This is a genomic window from Duganella sp. CF458 (assembly GCF_900113115.1).
In the GTDB taxonomy this organism is placed as follows: Bacteria; Pseudomonadota; Gammaproteobacteria; order Burkholderiales; family Burkholderiaceae_D; genus Rugamonas.
Window position 1 is genome coordinate 1 of sequence record NZ_FOOF01000005.1, and the last position, 17,032, is coordinate 17,032.

Annotated in this window: 17 protein-coding genes and 1 other RNA gene; 12 read left to right on the forward strand and 6 right to left on the reverse strand. The window is 62.5% G+C overall.

From position 1 onward, the window contains the following. Window positions 1-251: 251 nt before the first annotated feature. The 3 genes from BM269_RS08700 to BM269_RS08710 all read right to left on the reverse strand — a co-directional run bounded on the left by BM269_RS08700 (window position 252) and on the right by BM269_RS08710 (window position 1,928). Window positions 252-602, reverse strand: a complete 351-nt coding sequence (locus BM269_RS08700) for a type II toxin-antitoxin system RelE/ParE family toxin (protein WP_090436937.1) — start codon at window positions 600-602, stop codon at window positions 252-254. 38 nt (window positions 603-640) lie between these two features. Beyond that, the gene (locus tag BM269_RS08705) at window positions 641-1,354 is read right to left on the reverse strand and encodes an SDR family oxidoreductase (RefSeq protein WP_090436640.1); all 714 of its coding nucleotides are present in this window, start codon (window positions 1,352-1,354) and stop codon (window positions 641-643) included. A gap of 151 nt (window positions 1,355-1,505) precedes the next feature. Further along, the gene (locus BM269_RS08710) at window positions 1,506-1,928 is read right to left on the reverse strand and encodes an OsmC family protein (RefSeq protein WP_090436641.1); all 423 of its coding nucleotides are present in this window, start codon (window positions 1,926-1,928) and stop codon (window positions 1,506-1,508) included. 145 nt (window positions 1,929-2,073) lie between these two features. On the opposite strand from BM269_RS08710, the gene ribBA reads away from it, so the two are divergent. The 6 genes from ribBA to BM269_RS08740 all read left to right on the forward strand — a co-directional run bounded on the left by ribBA (window position 2,074) and on the right by BM269_RS08740 (window position 7,318). Then, window positions 2,074-3,183, forward strand: a complete 1,110-nt coding sequence (gene ribBA, locus BM269_RS08715) for a bifunctional 3,4-dihydroxy-2-butanone-4-phosphate synthase/GTP cyclohydrolase II (protein ID WP_090436642.1) — start codon at window positions 2,074-2,076, stop codon at window positions 3,181-3,183. 37 nt (window positions 3,184-3,220) lie between these two features. Next, entirely contained in the window at window positions 3,221-3,709 is a 489-nt protein-coding gene (gene ribH, locus BM269_RS08720) for a 6,7-dimethyl-8-ribityllumazine synthase (RefSeq protein ID WP_090436643.1), read from the forward strand. A 20-nt stretch (window positions 3,710-3,729) separates the two neighbouring features. Beyond that, window positions 3,730-4,200 carry a transcription antitermination factor NusB gene (nusB, locus tag BM269_RS08725; RefSeq protein ID WP_090436644.1) on the forward strand — a complete coding sequence of 157 codons (471 nt, stop codon included), beginning with the start codon at window positions 3,730-3,732 and terminating at the stop codon, window positions 4,198-4,200. Window positions 4,201-4,308: 108 nt separating this feature from the next. Beyond that, complete coding sequence (locus tag BM269_RS08730; RefSeq protein ID WP_170860326.1) at window positions 4,309-5,364, forward strand: type 1 glutamine amidotransferase domain-containing protein; 1,056 nt, start codon at window positions 4,309-4,311, stop codon at window positions 5,362-5,364. Window positions 5,365-5,372: 8 nt separating this feature from the next. Further along, entirely contained in the window at window positions 5,373-6,038 is a 666-nt protein-coding gene (locus tag BM269_RS08735; protein WP_211482679.1) for a response regulator transcription factor, read from the forward strand. Further along, the gene (locus tag BM269_RS08740; protein ID WP_090436647.1) at window positions 6,035-7,318 is read left to right on the forward strand and encodes a sensor histidine kinase; all 1,284 of its coding nucleotides are present in this window, start codon (window positions 6,035-6,037) and stop codon (window positions 7,316-7,318) included. Before BM269_RS08735 ends, BM269_RS08740 begins: the two co-directional genes overlap by 4 nt. A 41-nt stretch (window positions 7,319-7,359) precedes the next feature. On the opposite strand, the gene BM269_RS08745 is transcribed toward BM269_RS08740, so the two are convergent. Continuing rightward, complete coding sequence (locus BM269_RS08745) at window positions 7,360-8,292, reverse strand: lytic transglycosylase domain-containing protein (protein ID WP_090436648.1); 933 nt, start codon at window positions 8,290-8,292, stop codon at window positions 7,360-7,362. A gap of 478 nt (window positions 8,293-8,770) precedes the next feature. On the opposite strand from BM269_RS08745, the gene ubiD reads away from it, so the two are divergent. Together ubiD and ffs are read left to right on the forward strand one after the other, a co-directional pair. Next, window positions 8,771-10,255 (forward strand): 4-hydroxy-3-polyprenylbenzoate decarboxylase, encoded by a 1,485-nt coding sequence (gene ubiD / locus BM269_RS08750; protein ID WP_090436649.1) that lies wholly within the window; start codon window positions 8,771-8,773, stop codon window positions 10,253-10,255. Between the two features lie 16 nt (window positions 10,256-10,271). Next, window positions 10,272-10,370, forward strand: an RNA gene (ffs, locus tag BM269_RS08755) — signal recognition particle sRNA small type. Between the two features lie 43 nt (window positions 10,371-10,413). On the opposite strand, the gene BM269_RS08760 is transcribed toward ffs, so the two are convergent. Next, the gene (locus BM269_RS08760; RefSeq protein WP_090436650.1) at window positions 10,414-11,076 is read right to left on the reverse strand and encodes a DUF2987 domain-containing protein; all 663 of its coding nucleotides are present in this window, start codon (window positions 11,074-11,076) and stop codon (window positions 10,414-10,416) included. 96 nt (window positions 11,077-11,172) lie between these two features. Here BM269_RS08760 and dnaX point away from each other — a divergent pair, with 96 nt between their 5' ends. Genes dnaX through recR form a run of 4 tightly spaced genes read left to right on the forward strand, consistent with a single transcriptional unit; the run spans window position 11,173 to window position 14,965 of the window. Then, window positions 11,173-13,698, forward strand: coding sequence for a DNA polymerase III subunit gamma/tau (gene dnaX, locus BM269_RS08765; protein WP_090436938.1), 2,526 nt, complete (start codon window positions 11,173-11,175; stop codon window positions 13,696-13,698). A 45-nt stretch (window positions 13,699-13,743) separates the two neighbouring features. Continuing rightward, entirely contained in the window at window positions 13,744-14,070 is a 327-nt protein-coding gene (locus tag BM269_RS08770; protein WP_090436651.1) for a YbaB/EbfC family nucleoid-associated protein, read from the forward strand. Between the two features lie 9 nt (window positions 14,071-14,079). Then, window positions 14,080-14,370 carry a YciI family protein gene (locus BM269_RS08775; protein WP_090436652.1) on the forward strand — a complete coding sequence of 97 codons (291 nt, stop codon included), beginning with the start codon at window positions 14,080-14,082 and terminating at the stop codon, window positions 14,368-14,370. Window positions 14,371-14,374: 4 nt separating this feature from the next. Then, entirely contained in the window at window positions 14,375-14,965 is a 591-nt protein-coding gene (recR, locus tag BM269_RS08780; RefSeq protein ID WP_090436653.1) for a recombination mediator RecR, read from the forward strand. Here the strand turns inward: recR and BM269_RS08785 are convergent. Next, window positions 14,945-17,032 carry a putative bifunctional diguanylate cyclase/phosphodiesterase gene (locus BM269_RS08785; RefSeq protein WP_090436654.1) on the reverse strand — a complete coding sequence of 696 codons (2,088 nt, stop codon included), beginning with the start codon at window positions 17,030-17,032 and terminating at the stop codon, window positions 14,945-14,947. The two genes, recR and BM269_RS08785, sit on opposite strands and share 21 nt — an antisense overlap.

Below are 17,032 nucleotides of genomic sequence, written 5' to 3' on the forward strand. Positions count from 1 at the left end.
TTTTTGGCTTTTTAGTGGTCATTACGTCGGTCATGGACAATCCCTTTCGGTATTATTTCATGACCCCGGATTCACACTAAAATTCTGACAGGCTCGGCGGTTCCTGACATAGGGAACGTGTAAGTGTGCCAGGTCGGACTTGGAAACAATGCCGTAGGCACTCAGGCTTTCAGAGGTCTCAATCAACTCGTCGAGCATTCGAGCCTCTTCACTAATCTTCTGCTCACTGCGCATCTCCCTCATTTCCCCGATCAATGCCAATTGCTCCAATTCGGCCAGGCTTTGGCGATGGAAGCTTTCCGCGAGCATTTTTTTGCTGGGGATACAACCGTGGCGGGGAAGTCATGCCCCGGCTGACTTTTCTCGCGACCGACGAGAAATATGATTGCCGAGCTGTCCTGCTTTGCAACTAACGTGCTAACCGCGCCGCGTTTGCCATGGTCGGGAGTTGCGATGCGCTTCTTGCATAAACCGTGGCCGAGGTCGGCCTCGAAAAGGCCGGCCCCGATTTCGAGCGCTGCGATGCAAATCAAGTCATCGCCAATTACTTTCCTGGCCCAGTGGTCGAAAGTCTTCGTTTTGAAGACTCTCTTACTGTCCATGGTTAAGTGGGGCACCTAGTGCTACACCGTGGGCACATTCAAGCCGCAGCTCGGGCGGCAGCGATGTAGGCCGGGATTTCAGCGTTGATGCCCAACTTGACTTGGCGGGTCAGGTCGTCTGCCAGCACTTCTTCCTTCCCTTCTGCCAGCGCGGCGAAGATCTGCGCTGCCACGTCTTCCGGTTTAATTTTTGGCATGTCGTAGCCGGCGGTCATATCGGTTTCCATGTAGCCCATATGGGCGCCCACCACTTGCGTGCCTTGCGCGGCCAGTTCGATCCGCAGGCCGTTGGTCAGCGCCCAGGCGGCGGACTTTGACATGCTGTAGGTATTGGTCGGGCCCTGGCTGTACCAGGCCAGCACGGACAGGATGTTGACGATGGCGCCGCCGCCGTTGGTTTTCAATGTTGGGGCGAAGCCTTTGCTCAGTAACATTGGGCCGATCACGTTGGTTTCCAGTTCGGCGCGCGCCTGTTCCAGCGAGTCGTCGGCCAGGATGCCGCCGGTGCGGACGATTCCGGCGTTGTTGATCAATACGGTGACGTCTTTGTATTCACGGGTGACGGCGGCGATTTCGTCGTGCTTGGTCACGTCCAGCTGGACCGGAGTCACGCCGGGGAGCGTGACCGATTTCGGGTCGCGGGCGGCGCCGTAGACTTTTTTCGCGCCGACGGCCAGCGCTGCTTTTGCTAGTTGCAGGCCGAGGCCGCGGTTTGCGCCAGTGATGAAGACGACGGAATCTTTGAGGTTCATGGTGGTTTCCTTCGAGGGTTAATGATGACGGTCGTCATCGAATGACTTAATAATAGTGATCGCAATTAAAAAGTTCAAGGGAAATTTTCGGAAACCGGTAAACCAGGGTCAGACCCACATGGCCTGACCCTTGCTGAGCGACGGCTCTCGGTTAAAGGAGGGTGGTGGTGAGCGTGATGTTGGCTTTGAAGAGCTTGGAGACTGGACAGCCTTGCTTTGCTTTATTGGCAAGTTCTTCAAATTTGGCTTTGTCTGCGCCGGGGATCTTCGCCTGCAGGTCAAGGTGGATGGCGGAAATCGAGAAGCCGTCGGCCACTTTATCCAGCGTCACTTCGGCTTTGGTTTCCATTTTTTCAGCAGTGAGTCCCGCCTCGCCGAGGATCAGCGACAGGGCCATGGTGAAGCAGCCGGCGTGCGCCGCGCCAATCAATTCTTCCGGATTGGTGCCCGGTTTGCCCTCGAATCGGCTGGAAAATCCATAGGGCGCCGCCTGTAGCGCGCCGCTTGCAGTACTGATCGCTCCACGTCCATCCTTGATGCCGCCAGTCCAGACGGCCGAACCGCTAGTCTTCATTGCTGCCTCCTTGAGGGTTGAAAAAGCAATTTAGTCTAGGCCAAAACCCCTAATGGCGGCGCCCGAGGGGGCGGAAGTGCGGCAAATCCTTTAAAATAGCGGGTTAACAAAGAAACGCTCTGTGCCTCACATCAAAGGAAAAAATATGTCCATTTCCAGCACCGAAGAAATCGTCGCCGAACTGCGCGCCGGTCGCATGGTGATCCTGGTCGATGAAGAAGACCGTGAAAACGAAGGCGACCTGGTGCTGGCCGCCGAACACGTCACGCCGGAAGCGATCAATTTCATGATCAAGCACGCGCGCGGCCTGGTGTGCCTGACCCTGACCGAAGAGCATTGCAACCAGCTCGACCTGACCATGATGACGGCCAAGAACGGCACTTCGTTCGGCACCAACTTCACCGTGTCGATCGAAGCGGCGGAAGGCGTGACCACCGGTATTTCGGCAGCCGACCGCGCCAAGACCATCCAGGTGGCCGTGGCCAAGGGCGCCAAGCCAAGCGATATCGTGCAGCCGGGCCACATCTTCCCGCTGCGCGCGGTGCCGGGCGGTGTGCTGATGCGCGCCGGCCATACCGAAGCGGGCTGCGACCTGACCGCGATGGCTGGCCTGATGCCGGCTTCGGTGATCTGCGAGATCATCAAGGACGACGGCACCATGGCGCGCCTGCCGGAATTGCTGGAGTTCGCGCAGGAGCACGGCCTGAAGATCGGCACCATCGCCGACCTGATCCACTACCGCAGCCAGAATGAATGCATGGTGGAACGCATTGGCGAGCGTCCGCTGCGCACTGCGCACGGCGACTTCCGTATGATCGCTTTCCGCGACAAGCCAAGCGGGGCGGCCCACCTGGCGCTAGTGCATGGCGACATGGCTCCCGGCAAGGAATCGCTGGTGCGCGTGCACCAGCCGGTCTCCATCCTGGACCTGCTGGAAACCGAAGCCACCACCCACTCCTGGAACGTGTCGTCCTCGATGAAGGCGATCAAGGAAGCGGAGCAGGGCGTGATGGTGCTGCTGAACTGCGGCGAGACTGCGGAGCAACTGTTCGGCCAACTGGCCGCGCTGGACAAGAACGTGCGCCCAACCGGCCGCGCCGCCAGCATGGACCTGCGCAGCTACGGCATTGGCGCGCAAATCCTGCGCGATGTGGGTGTCCACAAGATGCAGTTGCTGGCCAGCCCGCGCAAGATGCCTTCGATGACCGGCTTTAACCTTGAAGTCACCGGCTACATGGCCAAACCTGCCGCCTGAAGCGCGGCTTAACCCGAATCCAGAAAAGAGGACCACCATGACCGTAGCAACCTACGAAACCAACCTGTCCGGCGAAAACCTGCGCATCGGCGTCGTGCAAGCGCGCTTCAATGAAGACGTTTGCCATGGCCTGCTGTCCGCTTGCCTGCAGGAGCTGAAGAACCTGGGCGTGGAAGATGAAGACATCCTGCACGTGACCGTTCCAGGCGCGCTGGAAGTGCCGCTGGTGCTGCAAAAGATGGCTGAGTCCAACCAGTTCGACGCGCTGATCGCACTGGGCGCCGTGATCCGCGGCGAAACCTATCACTTCGAGCTGGTGTCCAATGAATCCGGCGCGGGCATCACCCGCGTGGGCCTGGACTACAGCATCCCTATCGCCAACGCCATCCTGACCACCGAGAACGACGAGCAGGCGGAAGTCCGCATGGCCGTCAAAGGCGCCGAAGCTGCCCGCTGCGCCGTCGAAATGGCCAACCTGTCGATCGCCCTGGAAGAGCTGCACCAGGACCTGGGCGACGACGAGTAATTCAACAAGAAGGTAAGAACATGACTGACAATATGACTCACGCTAACCCGAGCAAGAACCGCACGCCGCGCCACCGTGCCCGCGAGTTCGCGCTGCAGGGACTGTACCAGTGGCTGCTGAACAATGAAGAAGCGACCAAGGTCGTCAACAACATCCGCGGCGCGCACGGCTTCGACAAGGCGGACGGCGAGTACTTTGCCGACCTGCTGCGCGGCACCATCAAGCAATCGGTTGAACTGCGTGAAGAGTTCACGCCGCTGGTCGATCGTGGCATTGGCGAGCTGTCCCCGATCGAGCACGCGGTGCTGCTGATCGGCGCCTATGAGCTGAAGAACCATGTCGAAATTCCATACCGTGTCGTGATCAACGAAGCGGTGGAACTGACCAAGTCCTTCGGCGGTATCGACGGCCACAAGTACGTGAACGGCGTGCTGGACAAGTTGGCCGCCCAACTGCGCGGCGACGAAGTCGCTGCCGACAAGAAGCGCTGATTCTTCACATCCGCTTCACGCCTTCGGGCGCAGCATGTCTCCTGAACAAGGGGCCGAAAAATGGGGTACGTCCCCATTTTTCGATTCCGTTTTTACCAGGAGAAATCAATGATCAAGCAATTCTTGCGCGCCGCCGGCTGGCTGGCTGCGACCCTCGCCCTGCTGGCCGCCGCCGGCTACGCATATTTCCTCAGCTTTGAACTTGACCGGCAACCGCGCCCGAATCCTCAGGTGCGTCCGGCCGAGATTGCCTGGCTTGCCGCCGCCCCGGCTGCGCCGCGTGGCCGGATATTGGCCGTGGTTTCAAGCGCCGCGCACTTCCCGGACGGACGCAAGAAGGCTGGCTACGAACTGACCGAGCTGGCGCGCGCTTACTACGTGTTCCAGGCCGGTGGGTATGAGGTGGACATCGCTTCGCCCGCCGGCGGGCGTCCCCCCGAGCGCATCGATGCCGAAGACATGGGCGATGCCGACTACGCCTTCCTCAACGACCACACAGCGCAACGAAAGCTGGACGCTACCCAGCCGCTGGCCAGCGTCGATCCAGGCCGCTACGCGGCAGTCTTTTTTGTCGGTGGCAAGGGCGCCATGTTCGACTTCCCGAATAATGCCGACGCGGCGCGCATCGCATCGGCAATTGCAGCGCGAGGCGGGGTAGTGGGGGCGGTCTGCCATGGACCCGTTGCACTGTTCGGCGCGCACGGCCCCGGCGGCGGCAGTCTGGTTGCCGGCCGCCGCATGACGGGTTTTTCAAATGACGAAGAATTGTTCCTGATGAAGGATGCCCGCCAGCGCTTGCCCTTCATGCTCGAGGACCGTGCCCGAGCCCTTGGTGCCCGATTTGCCGTCGCGCCGAAGTTCGTCGGGCACGTGGTGGTCGACGGCAAGCTGGTAACCGGCCAAAATCCCTGGTCCACCTGGGCCACGGCGGAGGCGATGGTGACTGCCATGGGCGCTACCCCTGCCGCGCGGCCGCTGACCGCCGAAGAGCGCAGCGCGCTGGCGCTGGCGGCGTATTACGACAGCGGCTTGGAGGCGGGGCGCGCGGAGCTTCGCCAAGGCGAGGGCTTTGATAAGATGCTGGTGCTGATGCACGCCATGGTGGCGGCCATGCAGGGCAGGGGACGCGATGCTTTCCAGCTGCAGCGACTCGCTAAAGGATAAGGATGCCGCTGAATATACTCGTCGTCGAAGACAATCAACTGCTGGCCCGTAATCTTGCCGATGCTTTCGGCGGCCGGGGCCATGCGGTGGATTTTGCGGCGAACGGCGAACATGGCTTGGCGCTGGCGCTGGAACATCCTTACGACGTGCTGGTGCTGGACCTGGCCTTGCCGGGTATCGACGGGCTGGAAGTCTGCCGGCATTTGCGCGCCCGCCTGCCGCGCCGCCTGCCGGTGTTGATGCTGACTGCGCGCGATACGCTGCAGGACAAACTTGGAGGCTTCGCCGCGGGAGCCGATGATTACCTCGTCAAACCGTTCGCCATGGAGGAACTGCTGGCGCGCTGCCAGGCGCTGGCCTTGCGGCACCGGGATTACGCGCTGGCGGTGGGCAGCCTGCAGATAGACCGCCGGGCGCAGGCGGTGACGCGCGCCGGCCAGCCGCTACGGCTGCAGCCTGCCGGCTATCAGTTGCTGCTGGCGCTGGCCGAGGCGCATCCACGCGTGATGACGCGCAGCGAACTGACGCAAGTGCTGTGGCATGACGACCCGCCGGACTCGGACGCATTGCGCAGCCACTTGTACCAGTTGCGGCAGGCGCTGGATAAGCCGTTCGCCCTGCCGATGCTGGTGACCGTGCATGGCGTCGGCTTTCGCCTGGATGCCGGCGCATGACGGCTCAGCATAGCTTGCGCCGCCGCCTTGCTTCGGCCTTCGCCCTGATCGCCCTGTGCACGGCCCTGCTGTTTTCCGGTTTCGCGGTGGTGTTCATGTACGCGCTGGAAGACGAATTCTTCGCCAATTTGCTGGCGCAGGAAACTGCGCACCAGCAGGCCAGCTGGCGGGAATCTGCAGCGCTGGCACCGCCGCTGCGGCCATTTGTCAGCGTGCATCGTGATGAGGCAAGCTTGCCGCCGGATCTGCGGCGCCAGCCAGGCGTTGCGCGCGGCGGTGAATTCTTCGGTGACGGCGGCCGCCACTACCATGTGCGCCAGCTTGCATTGCCTGCCGCGCCGCCAATGCTGCTGGTGGCGGAGGTGGGCACTGAACTACTGGTCCGGCCGCGCTTGCCGAAGGTGCTCGGCCTGTTGGGCGGATCGTTGCTGGCGATCCTGGCGCTGACCGTGGGCCTGGGCTATTGGCTGGCATGGCGCGCCACGCGTCCGCTCAATACATTGGCGCAACTGGTCGGCGGTGCCGCCCCGGGGCATCTGCCGCAGGGCTTTGCTGAAGCCTTTCCGCACAATGAAATCGGCGCGCTGGCGCGGGCGCTTGATGACGCCATGTCGCGCACGGCCGCCTTCATCGAGCGCGAACAGCATTTCACGCGCGACGCCAGCCACGAATTGCGCACCCCGTTGGCGGTCATTGAAGGTGCGGCCTACCTGCTGGCGGAGCAGCCGATGCCATCGCTCGCGTCTGAGCAACTGCAGCGCATTCGCAGCGCCGCTACCCATATGGCGCAAACGGTCGATCTCCTGCTGGCACTTGCGCGCGAGGATTTGGCGCAGGAGGGCAGTGCCAATCCGCCGCTACAACCGGTAAGACTGCTTCCGCTGGCCGAGAGTACTGTGGTGCAAATGGCGCACCTGCTGGATGGAAAACCGGTGAGCGTCGAAGTGGACATTGGCCAGGCGGCGCATTTCTGTGTGCCGCAGCCGGCTCTTGCCGTCGTGCTGTCGAATATCGTCGGCAACGCTTTTCAGCATTCACAGCGAGGTTGCGTGCGAATCACATTCGATGGCGTGCGTCTGACAGTCAGCGATGAAGGACCCGGCCTGGAGGACGCGATCCGCACGCGATTGTTCGAGGCTGGCGTCAAGGGTGGCAACAGTCGCGGGCATGGCCTCGGGCTGTCGATTGCGCGGCGGCTGGCCGAGCGCATTGGCCTGGAGTTGTCGTTGGAACCGGGCGCACAAGGCGGGACAGTCGCCACGCTGACACCGCGAAAATAAAAAAGCCACCCGGGGTGGCTTTGCTGTTGCGCCGCGAACGATTACAGGCCGGCCAGCTGGTCTGCGCTGATTTGCTTGTCAGCCTGGGCCACGGTGGTCGGGGCTTCCTTCGCCTTGGCAGGAGCCGGGGCGGGGGCTGCTGCAACTTGTTGCGGCGGGGTGATGTAAGGCACCTTCTTGCCGGCGGAGACTTGCTTCAGGCGGGAGTATTCCGCCAGTACGCGCGAGCCATAGCCGTCATCGGTCTCGAAGGCGGCTGCGCCAACATAGAATTTCAGGCCGGCTTCAACGGAGCCGCCTTTGGCCACATAATCCCGCAGGATCAGGGCGCCAACTCGGATGTTGGCGACCGGGTTCAGCGCAGCTTGCACGCCGCCCAGGTCCTGGAATTTGTCGGTGTGGACCTTGGACATCACCTGCATCAGGCCTTGCGCGCCCATCGGGCTTTCCGCAAACGGGTTCAAGCCCGACTCGATCGCCATCACGGCCAGGATCAGCAGCGGATCCAGCTTGATTTCCTGAGCGGTCAGGTAGGCGGTAGAGACCAGCATATTGGTCGCATCGCCTGCTACACGGTAACGCTTGGACAGCCAGTTGGTGACCGCGTCCTGTTGCTTCTTGGAACCGACCAGGTCCTTCTCCTCGGCAGTGAGTTGCGCTTCGGCGGTGGCGATGACCAGGCCGGCCGGACGCACCGCAGGCGCTTCCATCAGTTCGGACAGCGGAGGTGCAACCACAACTTGCTTCGGCACCGGCTGCTCGCCGCGCAGGGCGTGTGCCAGGTCGGTCGCCAGTTCAGGACGGGCAACCATGGCGCAAGCCATGACCAATGCAGCGATACCAAGGAGGCTCAGCATGGACTGAGCTGCGGTCATCAGGCCGCGTGCCGAAATGCTCTGCGTGGAAATCCACGCGGCGGGCTGGCAAGCCCACAGGCGGGCGCTATCAAGCAACCCATTGAATCGATTGTTCATTCAGAACTCCCCTGAAATGTAAGAGTCAAAACGCGTCCCCGCCGCGTTGAAACGCGGTCAATTCGACGTGCCATAGTCGTTACATCAGTAGTTATCTTCGTCCACCGCCGCACAGGTTGCACGGGATTGGACGCCATCATTGTTTGCTAAAGCTGGCGATTCTGTAGGGCCAGTTGCAACACAACTTTTTCCGGGTGAGAGGCAGACGCCTCGTGAAAAACACTCCTTAAAATGTCTGTGGAGCCCGGATGCTCCGTGAATGTAATGAGGGACAACTTAGTTGGCATAAAGGCCATGTCCTCATCAGGTAGGTCAAATTGTAGGAGGCGTATTATATCCCGTCAATACTAACACTCGCGTTCTTTATTACTTTTGAGTATGACTTTCTCGTGAACACATTGACAAAAACCAATAAAATCAACGGCTTGACTAAAAGTGCTCAGACGGCCCGTCGGGAGCAAAATAATCGTAAAAAAGTATGAAATATCGCGATCTCCGAGATTTTATTTCTCAACTGCAAGGCATTGGCGAACTTAAGCGCACAAGCTTGCCCGTTTCACCACACCTCGAGATGACGGAAGTCTGCGACCGCACCCTGCGCGTCGGTGGACCGGCCATCCTGTTCGAGAAGCCGGCCGGTTTCGACATGCCGGTGCTGGGCAACCTGTTCGGCACGCCGCGTCGCGTGGCGCTGGGCATGGGCGCTGACGATGTCGGCGAGCTGCGCAAGATCGGCCACGTGCTGGCGCAGTTGAAGGAGCCTGAGCCGCCGAAAGGCTTCAAGGACTTGATGGGCCTGGGCTCCCTGGTAAAAGCAGTGTGGGATATGTCGCCTAAAGAGATGCGCGGTGCGCCATGCCAGGAGATTGTCTGGGAAGGTAGCGACGTGGACCTGGGCCGCTTGCCGATCCAGCATTGCTGGCCTGGCGACGTGGCGCCCCTTATTACATGGGGCCTGGTGATTACCAAAGGCCCCAACAAGAAGCGCCAGAACCTGGGCATCTACCGCCAGCAGGTACTGGGCCGTAACAAGGTGATCATGCGCTGGCTGGCGCACCGCGGCGGCGCGCTGGATTTCCGCGAGCACTGCATCAGGAATCCTGGCCAGCCTTATCCGGTCTGCGTGGCGCTGGGCGCCGACCCGGCGACCATCCTCGGCGCGGTGACGCCGGTGCCGGACAGCCTGTCGGAATACCAGTTCGCCGGCCTGCTGCGCGGCAGCCGCACCGAGCTGGTAAAGGCGATCGGCAGCGAGCTGCGCGTGCCGGCATCGGCGGAGATCGTGCTGGAAGGGCATATCTACCCGGATGAAAATCATCCGTCCGGCTACGAGCATGGCCTGGAAGGTCCTTATGGCGACCACACCGGCTATTACAATGAGCAGGACTGGTTCCCGGTGTTTACCATCGACCGCATCACCATGCGGCGCGACCCGATCTATCACTCCACTTATACAGGCAAACCGCCGGATGAACCGGCGGTGCTGGGCGTGGCGCTGAACGAGGTCTTTGTGCCGCTGCTGCAGAAGCAGTTCAGTGAGATCACCGACTTTTACTTGCCGCCGGAAGGCTGCAGCTACCGCATGGCGGTGGTGCAGATCCGCAAACAGTACGCGGGCCATGCCAAGCGCGTGATGTTCGGCGTGTGGAGTTTCCTACGCCAGTTCATGTATACCAAGTTCATTATCGTGGTGGACGAGGACGTGAACATCCGCGACTGGAAGGAAGTGATCTGGGCGATAACAACCCGCGTCGACCCGACCCGCGATACCACGCTGGTCGACCATACGCCGATCGACTACCTGGATTTCGCTTCGCCGGTCAGCGGCCTCGGCAGCAAGATGGGCATCGACGCCACCAATAAGTGGCCGGGTGAAACCAGCCGGGAATGGGGTACGACAATCGCCATGACGCCCGAGGTGAAAGCCCGGGTCGACGATATTTGGCAGCAACTGGGTTTATAGCCTATAATTGCGCCCGGGCGGGCCCCTGCGCATTGTGGCACGGTTAACCTGGTCAGGTCGGGAACGAAGCAGCCAAAGCTGTTCACCGCAAGTGCCGCAGATCAGGCTCGCCTCTTTGAATTCAAAAAAAAGCTGCCATTGGCAGCTTTTTTATTTTCTCACTCGGAATCCAGCTCGGCCTGCAGTGGGCGGGTCGAGATCTCTACCAGTGGATTTTCCTTCAGCAGCTCCGCGTCGGCCGGCAGGCGGATCTTGTGCTTTGCATCGCTGAGGAAGCGTTTGGTGCCGTTTCTCGACTGGATGGTCAACTGGGATGGCTTGTCGAAGGTCAGCAGGACCGACTTCATCGTTGGCGCGAACCAGCTGAAGGCGCCGGCCACCTTGCCAATGGCCGCATTGCCTTGGGCCACGCTGCCCATCAGTTGCTTATATGGCCATTGCGTGCCTTCCGGGACCACCGCATCCAGGTTATAGATCACGCTGATTTTTTCACCCTTGGCCTGGGTGGTCATGATCTTGGCGTCTTCGGCCAGCCATTGCGGGTTGGGCACCATGCGCAGGTGGGCTTTATTGTCCAGCGGCAGCGCGCTGCGCATGCCCGCATGGACCACCGTCAAATTCATGTCGGCGACCTTGAGTTTCTTGTTGGACGGCTCCACTGTCAGGTAGAAGTCGAGCTTGTCGCGTTCGGAGGCGGGAAGGGCGTAGAAGCGATCCAGGCGTATCGACTCGACGAACTTCTTATAGGTCGTCCATTCGCGCTCTTCCGCATGGGCGGCGCCAGCGCTGGCCAGCAAGGCAATCAGGAGCAGCTTTTTCATGGTGAGCAGGTTGCAAAAAAGGCAAAGTCTAGACGAAGCCTGGCCAAACGTCTAATGTTGTCCGCAGTGCCTGCTATCTACGGTAAAATTCCGATCATGTCCTATCAAGTCCTCGCTCGCAAATACCGTCCCCGGAACTTTGAAACGCTCGTCGGCCAGGAGCACGTAGTTCGTGCGCTGACCCACGCGTTGCATACCGGTCGCCTGCACCACGCCTACCTGTTTACCGGGACGCGCGGTGTCGGCAAGACGACGCTGTCCCGTATCCTGGCCAAGTCGCTCAATTGCGTCGGCCCGGACGGCAATGGCGGCATCACGGCGACCCCGTGCGGCGTATGCGAGGCTTGTACCGCGATCGATGGCGGCCGCTTTGTCGACTACGTCGAAATGGACGCGGCGTCCAACCGCGGCGTCGATGAAATGGCACAGTTGCTGGAGCAGGCGGTGTACGCACCGTCGAATGCGCGCTTCAAGGTCTATATGATCGACGAGGTGCACATGCTGACCAATCACGCCTTCAATGCGATGCTGAAGACGCTGGAGGAGCCGCCGGAGCACGTGAAGTTCATCCTGGCGACCACCGATCCGCAGAAGATTCCCGTCACCGTGCTGTCGCGCTGCCTGCAGTTCAACCTGAAGCAGATGCCGCCGGGTCATATCGTCGGCCACCTGGAAAATATCCTGGGCCAGGAAAACGTGGTGTTCGAGCAGCCGGCCTTGCGCCTGCTGGCGCAGGGCGCGCACGGTTCGATGCGCGATGCCTTGTCGCTGACCGACCAGGCGATTGCCTACGCCGCAGGTGCCGTCACCCTGGATGCGGTGCAGGGCATGCTGGGGGCGCTGGACCAGTCTTACCTGGTGCGGCTGCTGGACGCGCTGGCCAACAAGGATGGCGCGGACCTGATGGCGGTGGCCGATGAGATGGCGACGCGCTCCCTGTCTTACAACGGCGCCTTGCAGGACCTGGGTACTTTGCTGCATCGGATTGCGCTGGCGCAGACCGTGCCTTCCGCGGTGCCTGTGGACCTGCCTGAATATAATGATGTTGTGCGGCTGGCCTCCCTGTTCGATGCGGAGGAAGTGCAGTTGTATTACCAGATCGCGGTGCATGGCCGCAATGAGCTGGGGCTGGCGCCGGATGAATATGCCGGCTTTTCCATGACACTGTTACGCATGCTTGCCTTTCGGCCCGGCATCGGTGGGGCAGATGGCCAAGCGGCCAGCGCCCCGGTAGCGGCTCGTCCAGCCGGCGCGAATCCCGCCCGTGCGGCAGCCGCCGCCGCCATGGCGGCCAGCGCTGCAACGGCGGATCGCATGAGTGTTCCGGTTGGCCAGCCTGCGCCGGCCGCCGCTGTTTCGGCAACGCCAGTGCCACCGGCCGTGTCGCCGGCGCCGCCGGTCCAGCAAGTCGCAGCGGCCGCCGCGCCGGCAGCCAACGCCGCCAGCGCCGCGCACCTGACCAGCGTTCCGAACGGTTCCGCCGCCGCTCCGCCAGCGCCAGCCGCCAGCGGGTCCGCTGCTGAGCCGCAAGCCCCTTCGCTGGCCGTAAGCACGCCGCAGCCTGTCGCGCCAGTCGCCGCCTCGTACGTTTCCGCGCCAGCCGCGATCGCACCGGCACCGCAGCCCGCGCCTGCCGCCGACAGCCGCCCGATGAGCCCCGCCAAGATGGCCATCACCGCTGCATTGGAAGCGGCCCGCGCGGCCGCCGCCGCCCGTACCGGTCAGCGTGCTCCGGCACCGGCACGTCCGGCCGCACCGCAGGCCGACGCCCCGGCATCGGCGCCGCCGGCTTCCGCCGCGCACGCCGCTCCGGCTGCCGCACCGCGCAGCGCGATGTCGCACGCGCCGGCCCAAGCCCAAGCTCAATACACCGCTCCTGCCGTGCCATCCGCGCCGCGCGCACCGGCGCCGTGGGAAGACGACCCAGCCCCGAGCGCGTCATCGGCGTCATCCGCGCCTTCCAGCGCGCCTTGGGATGAGCAGGGCAGCGCCGCCAGCGTGATGGAAGCCCCGCCGCAAGTGCAGCAGCGTCGCACCGCCCCCGCGCAGCAGCACGCGGAAGAAGACGACCTGCCGCCTTGGGTGACCGACTTCTCCGAAGACTCCGCATTGCCGGCCGGCGCCGACCACATTTCCGGCATGTCGCCGTCCGCGCCGCAGCAGCGTGGCGCCGCGCCGGCCAAGGCACCCTATGAATACGTCATCACTCCAGTGCCTGAACTGGGCTGGGACGGCAACTGGCCGGCGCTGGCCGCCCACCTGCCGCTGCGCGGCGTGGCGCAGCAACTGGCCACCCAGGCCGAACTGGTAAGCTGTGTCTTCGACGGCAATATGGCCGTGTTCCGCATCCGCTGCCCGATCGAAACCTGGGCCACGCCGGCCAATGTGGAAAAGCTGACCTCCGCGCTGGCTGAACGCTTCGGCCGTGCGGCACGCGTTGAAACCGAAATCGGCAAGGCCTGGTACACCACCAGCGTCGAAGCCCAGGTCCACCGCGACAATTGCCAGCGCGCCGCCGAAGAAACGGTAGCCGCCGATCCATTTATCAAAGCAATGATGCGCGACTTCGGTGCCTTCATCGTGCCCGGCTCGATCGTGGCGCCGATGACGCCTGCGCACTAAACCCGATACTCAAATACTCAACACCGAAATACGGAGAACCACACCATGATGAAGAACCAACTGGCAGGCCTGATGAAACAAGCGCAAGCCATGCAGGACAACATGAAGAAGGCGCAGGACGCGCTGGCCCTGATCGAAGTTGAAGGCCAGGCCGGCGCCGGCATGGTGAAGGTCGTGATGACCTGCAAGAACGACGTGAAGCGCGTATCGATCGACCCATCGCTGCTGGGCGACGACAAGGACATGCTGGAAGACCTGGTAGCTGCCGCCTTCAACGACGCCGTGCGCAAGGCCGAAACCACCGCTTCCGAAAAAATGAGCGGCCTGACCGCCGGCCTGCCGCTGCCACCCGGCTTCAAGATGCCGTTCTAAGCTGACATCATGTTCATCATCACGCTCACGTACCTGAAGCCGGCCGAGGAGATCGACAAGCTCCTCGCCGCCCACAGCGAGTACCTGCGCGAGCAATATGCCAACGGCATGTTCCTGATGTCTGGACGCCTGGTGCCGCGCACGGGCGGCGTCATCCTTGCCACGGCCGACAGCCGGGCCGATATCGAAGCGGTGATTGAGCTGGACCCTTTCAACGAAGCGGGTGCCGCCAGCTACGCGATCACCGAATTCGTGCCCACCAAGACGGCCGATTTCCTGAGCGCCTTCAAGCAAGCCTGACCTCATGGCGAAGTCCTTTGAATTCCTGACGGAGGCGCTGCGTCGCCTGCCTGGTGTCGGTCCCAAGTCGGCTCAGCGCATGGCGTTCCACCTCCTGCAGCACGACCGCGAAGGCGCCGCCATGCTGTCGCGCGCCTTGTACCAGGCGGTGGAGCAGGTGCACCACTGCGCGCTGTGCAACACCTTCACCGAAACCGAGATCTGCGACACGTGCGCCGACGAATCGCGCGACAAGTGCCAGCTATGCGTGGTCGAAACCCCGGCCGACCAGGCGATGATCGAGTCGACCCTGACCTACAAGGGCCTGTACTTCGTGCTGATGGGACGCCTGTCGCCGCTGGACGGCATCGGCCCGAAAGACATCCACCTCGAAAAACTGCTGGCACGCGCAGCCGATGGCGTGGTGGAGGAAGTGGTGCTGGCAACGAACTTCACCAACGAAGGCGAAGCGACCGCACACTACATCAGCGAGATGCTGAAAGCGCGCGGCCTGGCGGTAACCCGCCTGGCGCGCGGCGTGCCGGTGGGTGGTGAGCTCGAATACGTCGACGCCGGCACCATCGCCCGCGCCATGCTAGACCGCCGCAGCACCTGATCCCGCACACGCCAGCATCTGGCCGATAGCCTCCTGCGTAGCGGGACGGCCGAGGTGGTAGCCTTGCGCCATGTCGCAGCCGTAATGCTTCAACAGCTCCAATTGTTCGGGCGTCTCGACGCCTTCCGCCACCACGATCATCTTCAAGCCATGCGCCATGGCGATGATGGCGCGTGTGATGGCGGCGTTTTCGCTGTCTTGCGGCAGCCCACTGATAAAGCTTTTGTCGATCTTCAGCGCGCGCACGTCGAAGCGTTTCAGGTAGCTCATCGACGAATAGCCGGTGCCGAAATCATCGATCGACAGGAACACGCCGATGCCGCGCAACTGCTCCAGCGTGGCCAGCGTGGCGAGGGCGTTGTCCATCAAGGTGCCTTCGGTCAGCTCCAGCTCCAGCAGGTTGGGATCGAGGCCGCTGTCCTGCAGTACGGACAGGACGATCGACGCCAGGTTTTCATCCTTGAACTGGCGCGCGGAGAGGTTGACGGCCATGCGGACCGGCCGCTCGCATTCGCGCTGCCAGTCGCGCGCCTGGTTGCAAGCGGTGCGCAGCACCCATTCTCCGATCGGCACAATCAAGCCGGTTTCCTCGGCCAACGGGATGAATTCCGTTGGCGGGATGATGCCGTGTTCGGGGTGGCGCCAGCGTATCAGCGCTTCCACGCCGACAATCCGGGTGGTGGGCACGTCCACCTGCGGCTGGTACAGCAGGTATAGCTCGTTGTTCTGCAGGGCCTTGCGCAAACCCACTTCCAGCTTGACGTGGCTCATGATCTGCATCGTCAGGGACGAGCTGTACAGCTTGGCGTTGTTCTTGCCACAGTTCTTGGCGTGGTACATGGCGGTGTCGGCGAACTTGAGCAGCGAGGTGCAGTCTTCGCCGTCCTCCGGGTAAAGCGAGATGCCGATGCTGGCGGTGACGAAGATCTCGTGGCCGTCCAGGTTGAAGGGGCGGCGCATGGCATCCTTCACCCGATGCGCCACGGTGAGCGCATCGTCCACCCGTTCGATGTCGGGCAGCAGGATGGTGAACTCATCGCCGCCCAGGCGCGCCAGGCTGCACAGGTGGTCGCTGGGGCGAATGGTCTCGCGCAAGCGCTCGGTGACGATCTGCAGCAGGAGGTCGCCGACGTTGTGGCCCAGCGTGTCGTTGATGCGCTTGAACGAGTCGAGATCCATGAACAGGATCGCGAACTTGCGTTGTTCGCGCCGCGAGCGCTCCAGTTCGCGCTCCAGCGTCTCCAGGAAGGCCTGGCGGTTGGGGATGCCGGTCAGGCTGTCGCAATAGGCCAGCTTGCGGATCTGTTCCTCGGTGCGTTTGCGTTCGCTGATGTCGCGCACCAGGCCGAGGACTTCGCCCGATGCGGTGCCGACCAGCCGCGCTTCGAAGTGGTGACTGATGGTGTCGCGCGTCAATTCGTAATCGACGGAATGCACGGAGCTGGAATGCAGCACGGCCGATAGCTGGTCCAGCATGCGGCTTGCGATGGGGCCGGGCAGCACGTCGCGGATGTGGCGGCCCACGCATTCGCGGCTGGCGAAGTCGGCGCCGGGCTCGTGGCCTTCTTCGTAATCGAGGTAATAGCCGTCGGCGCTGAGGCGGAAGAAGGTGTCGGGAATGGCTGCCAGCACGGCGCGGTTATGGGCGTCGGCAATGCGCAGGCGGGCGATGGCGTCGCTGGCACGCAGCACGTACAGCACGCGGTGGCCGAGGATGGGCCAGTTGATCGGCTTGGAGACGAAATCGGTGGCGCCGGCTTCATACGCCTGGGTGACAGCTTCCAGGTCGTCGCTGCCGGTGACCATGATGACCGGGACGTGGGACGAGCTCTCCAGTTTGCGGATGGCGCGGCAGACCGAGAAGCCGTCGAGCAGCGGCATGTCGACGTCGAGCAGCACCAGGTCGGGCGCGTTGTCGCGGAAGCTGGCCACGGCGGCGCGGCCGTCGCTTGCTTCCACCGCATCGAGCCCGACCTGGGCCAGCATTTCAAGCATTAACAGGCGCATGACAGGATCGTCATCCGCCACCAGCACGGTGCCGCGTTTGGGGGAATAGAGCGCTGCCAT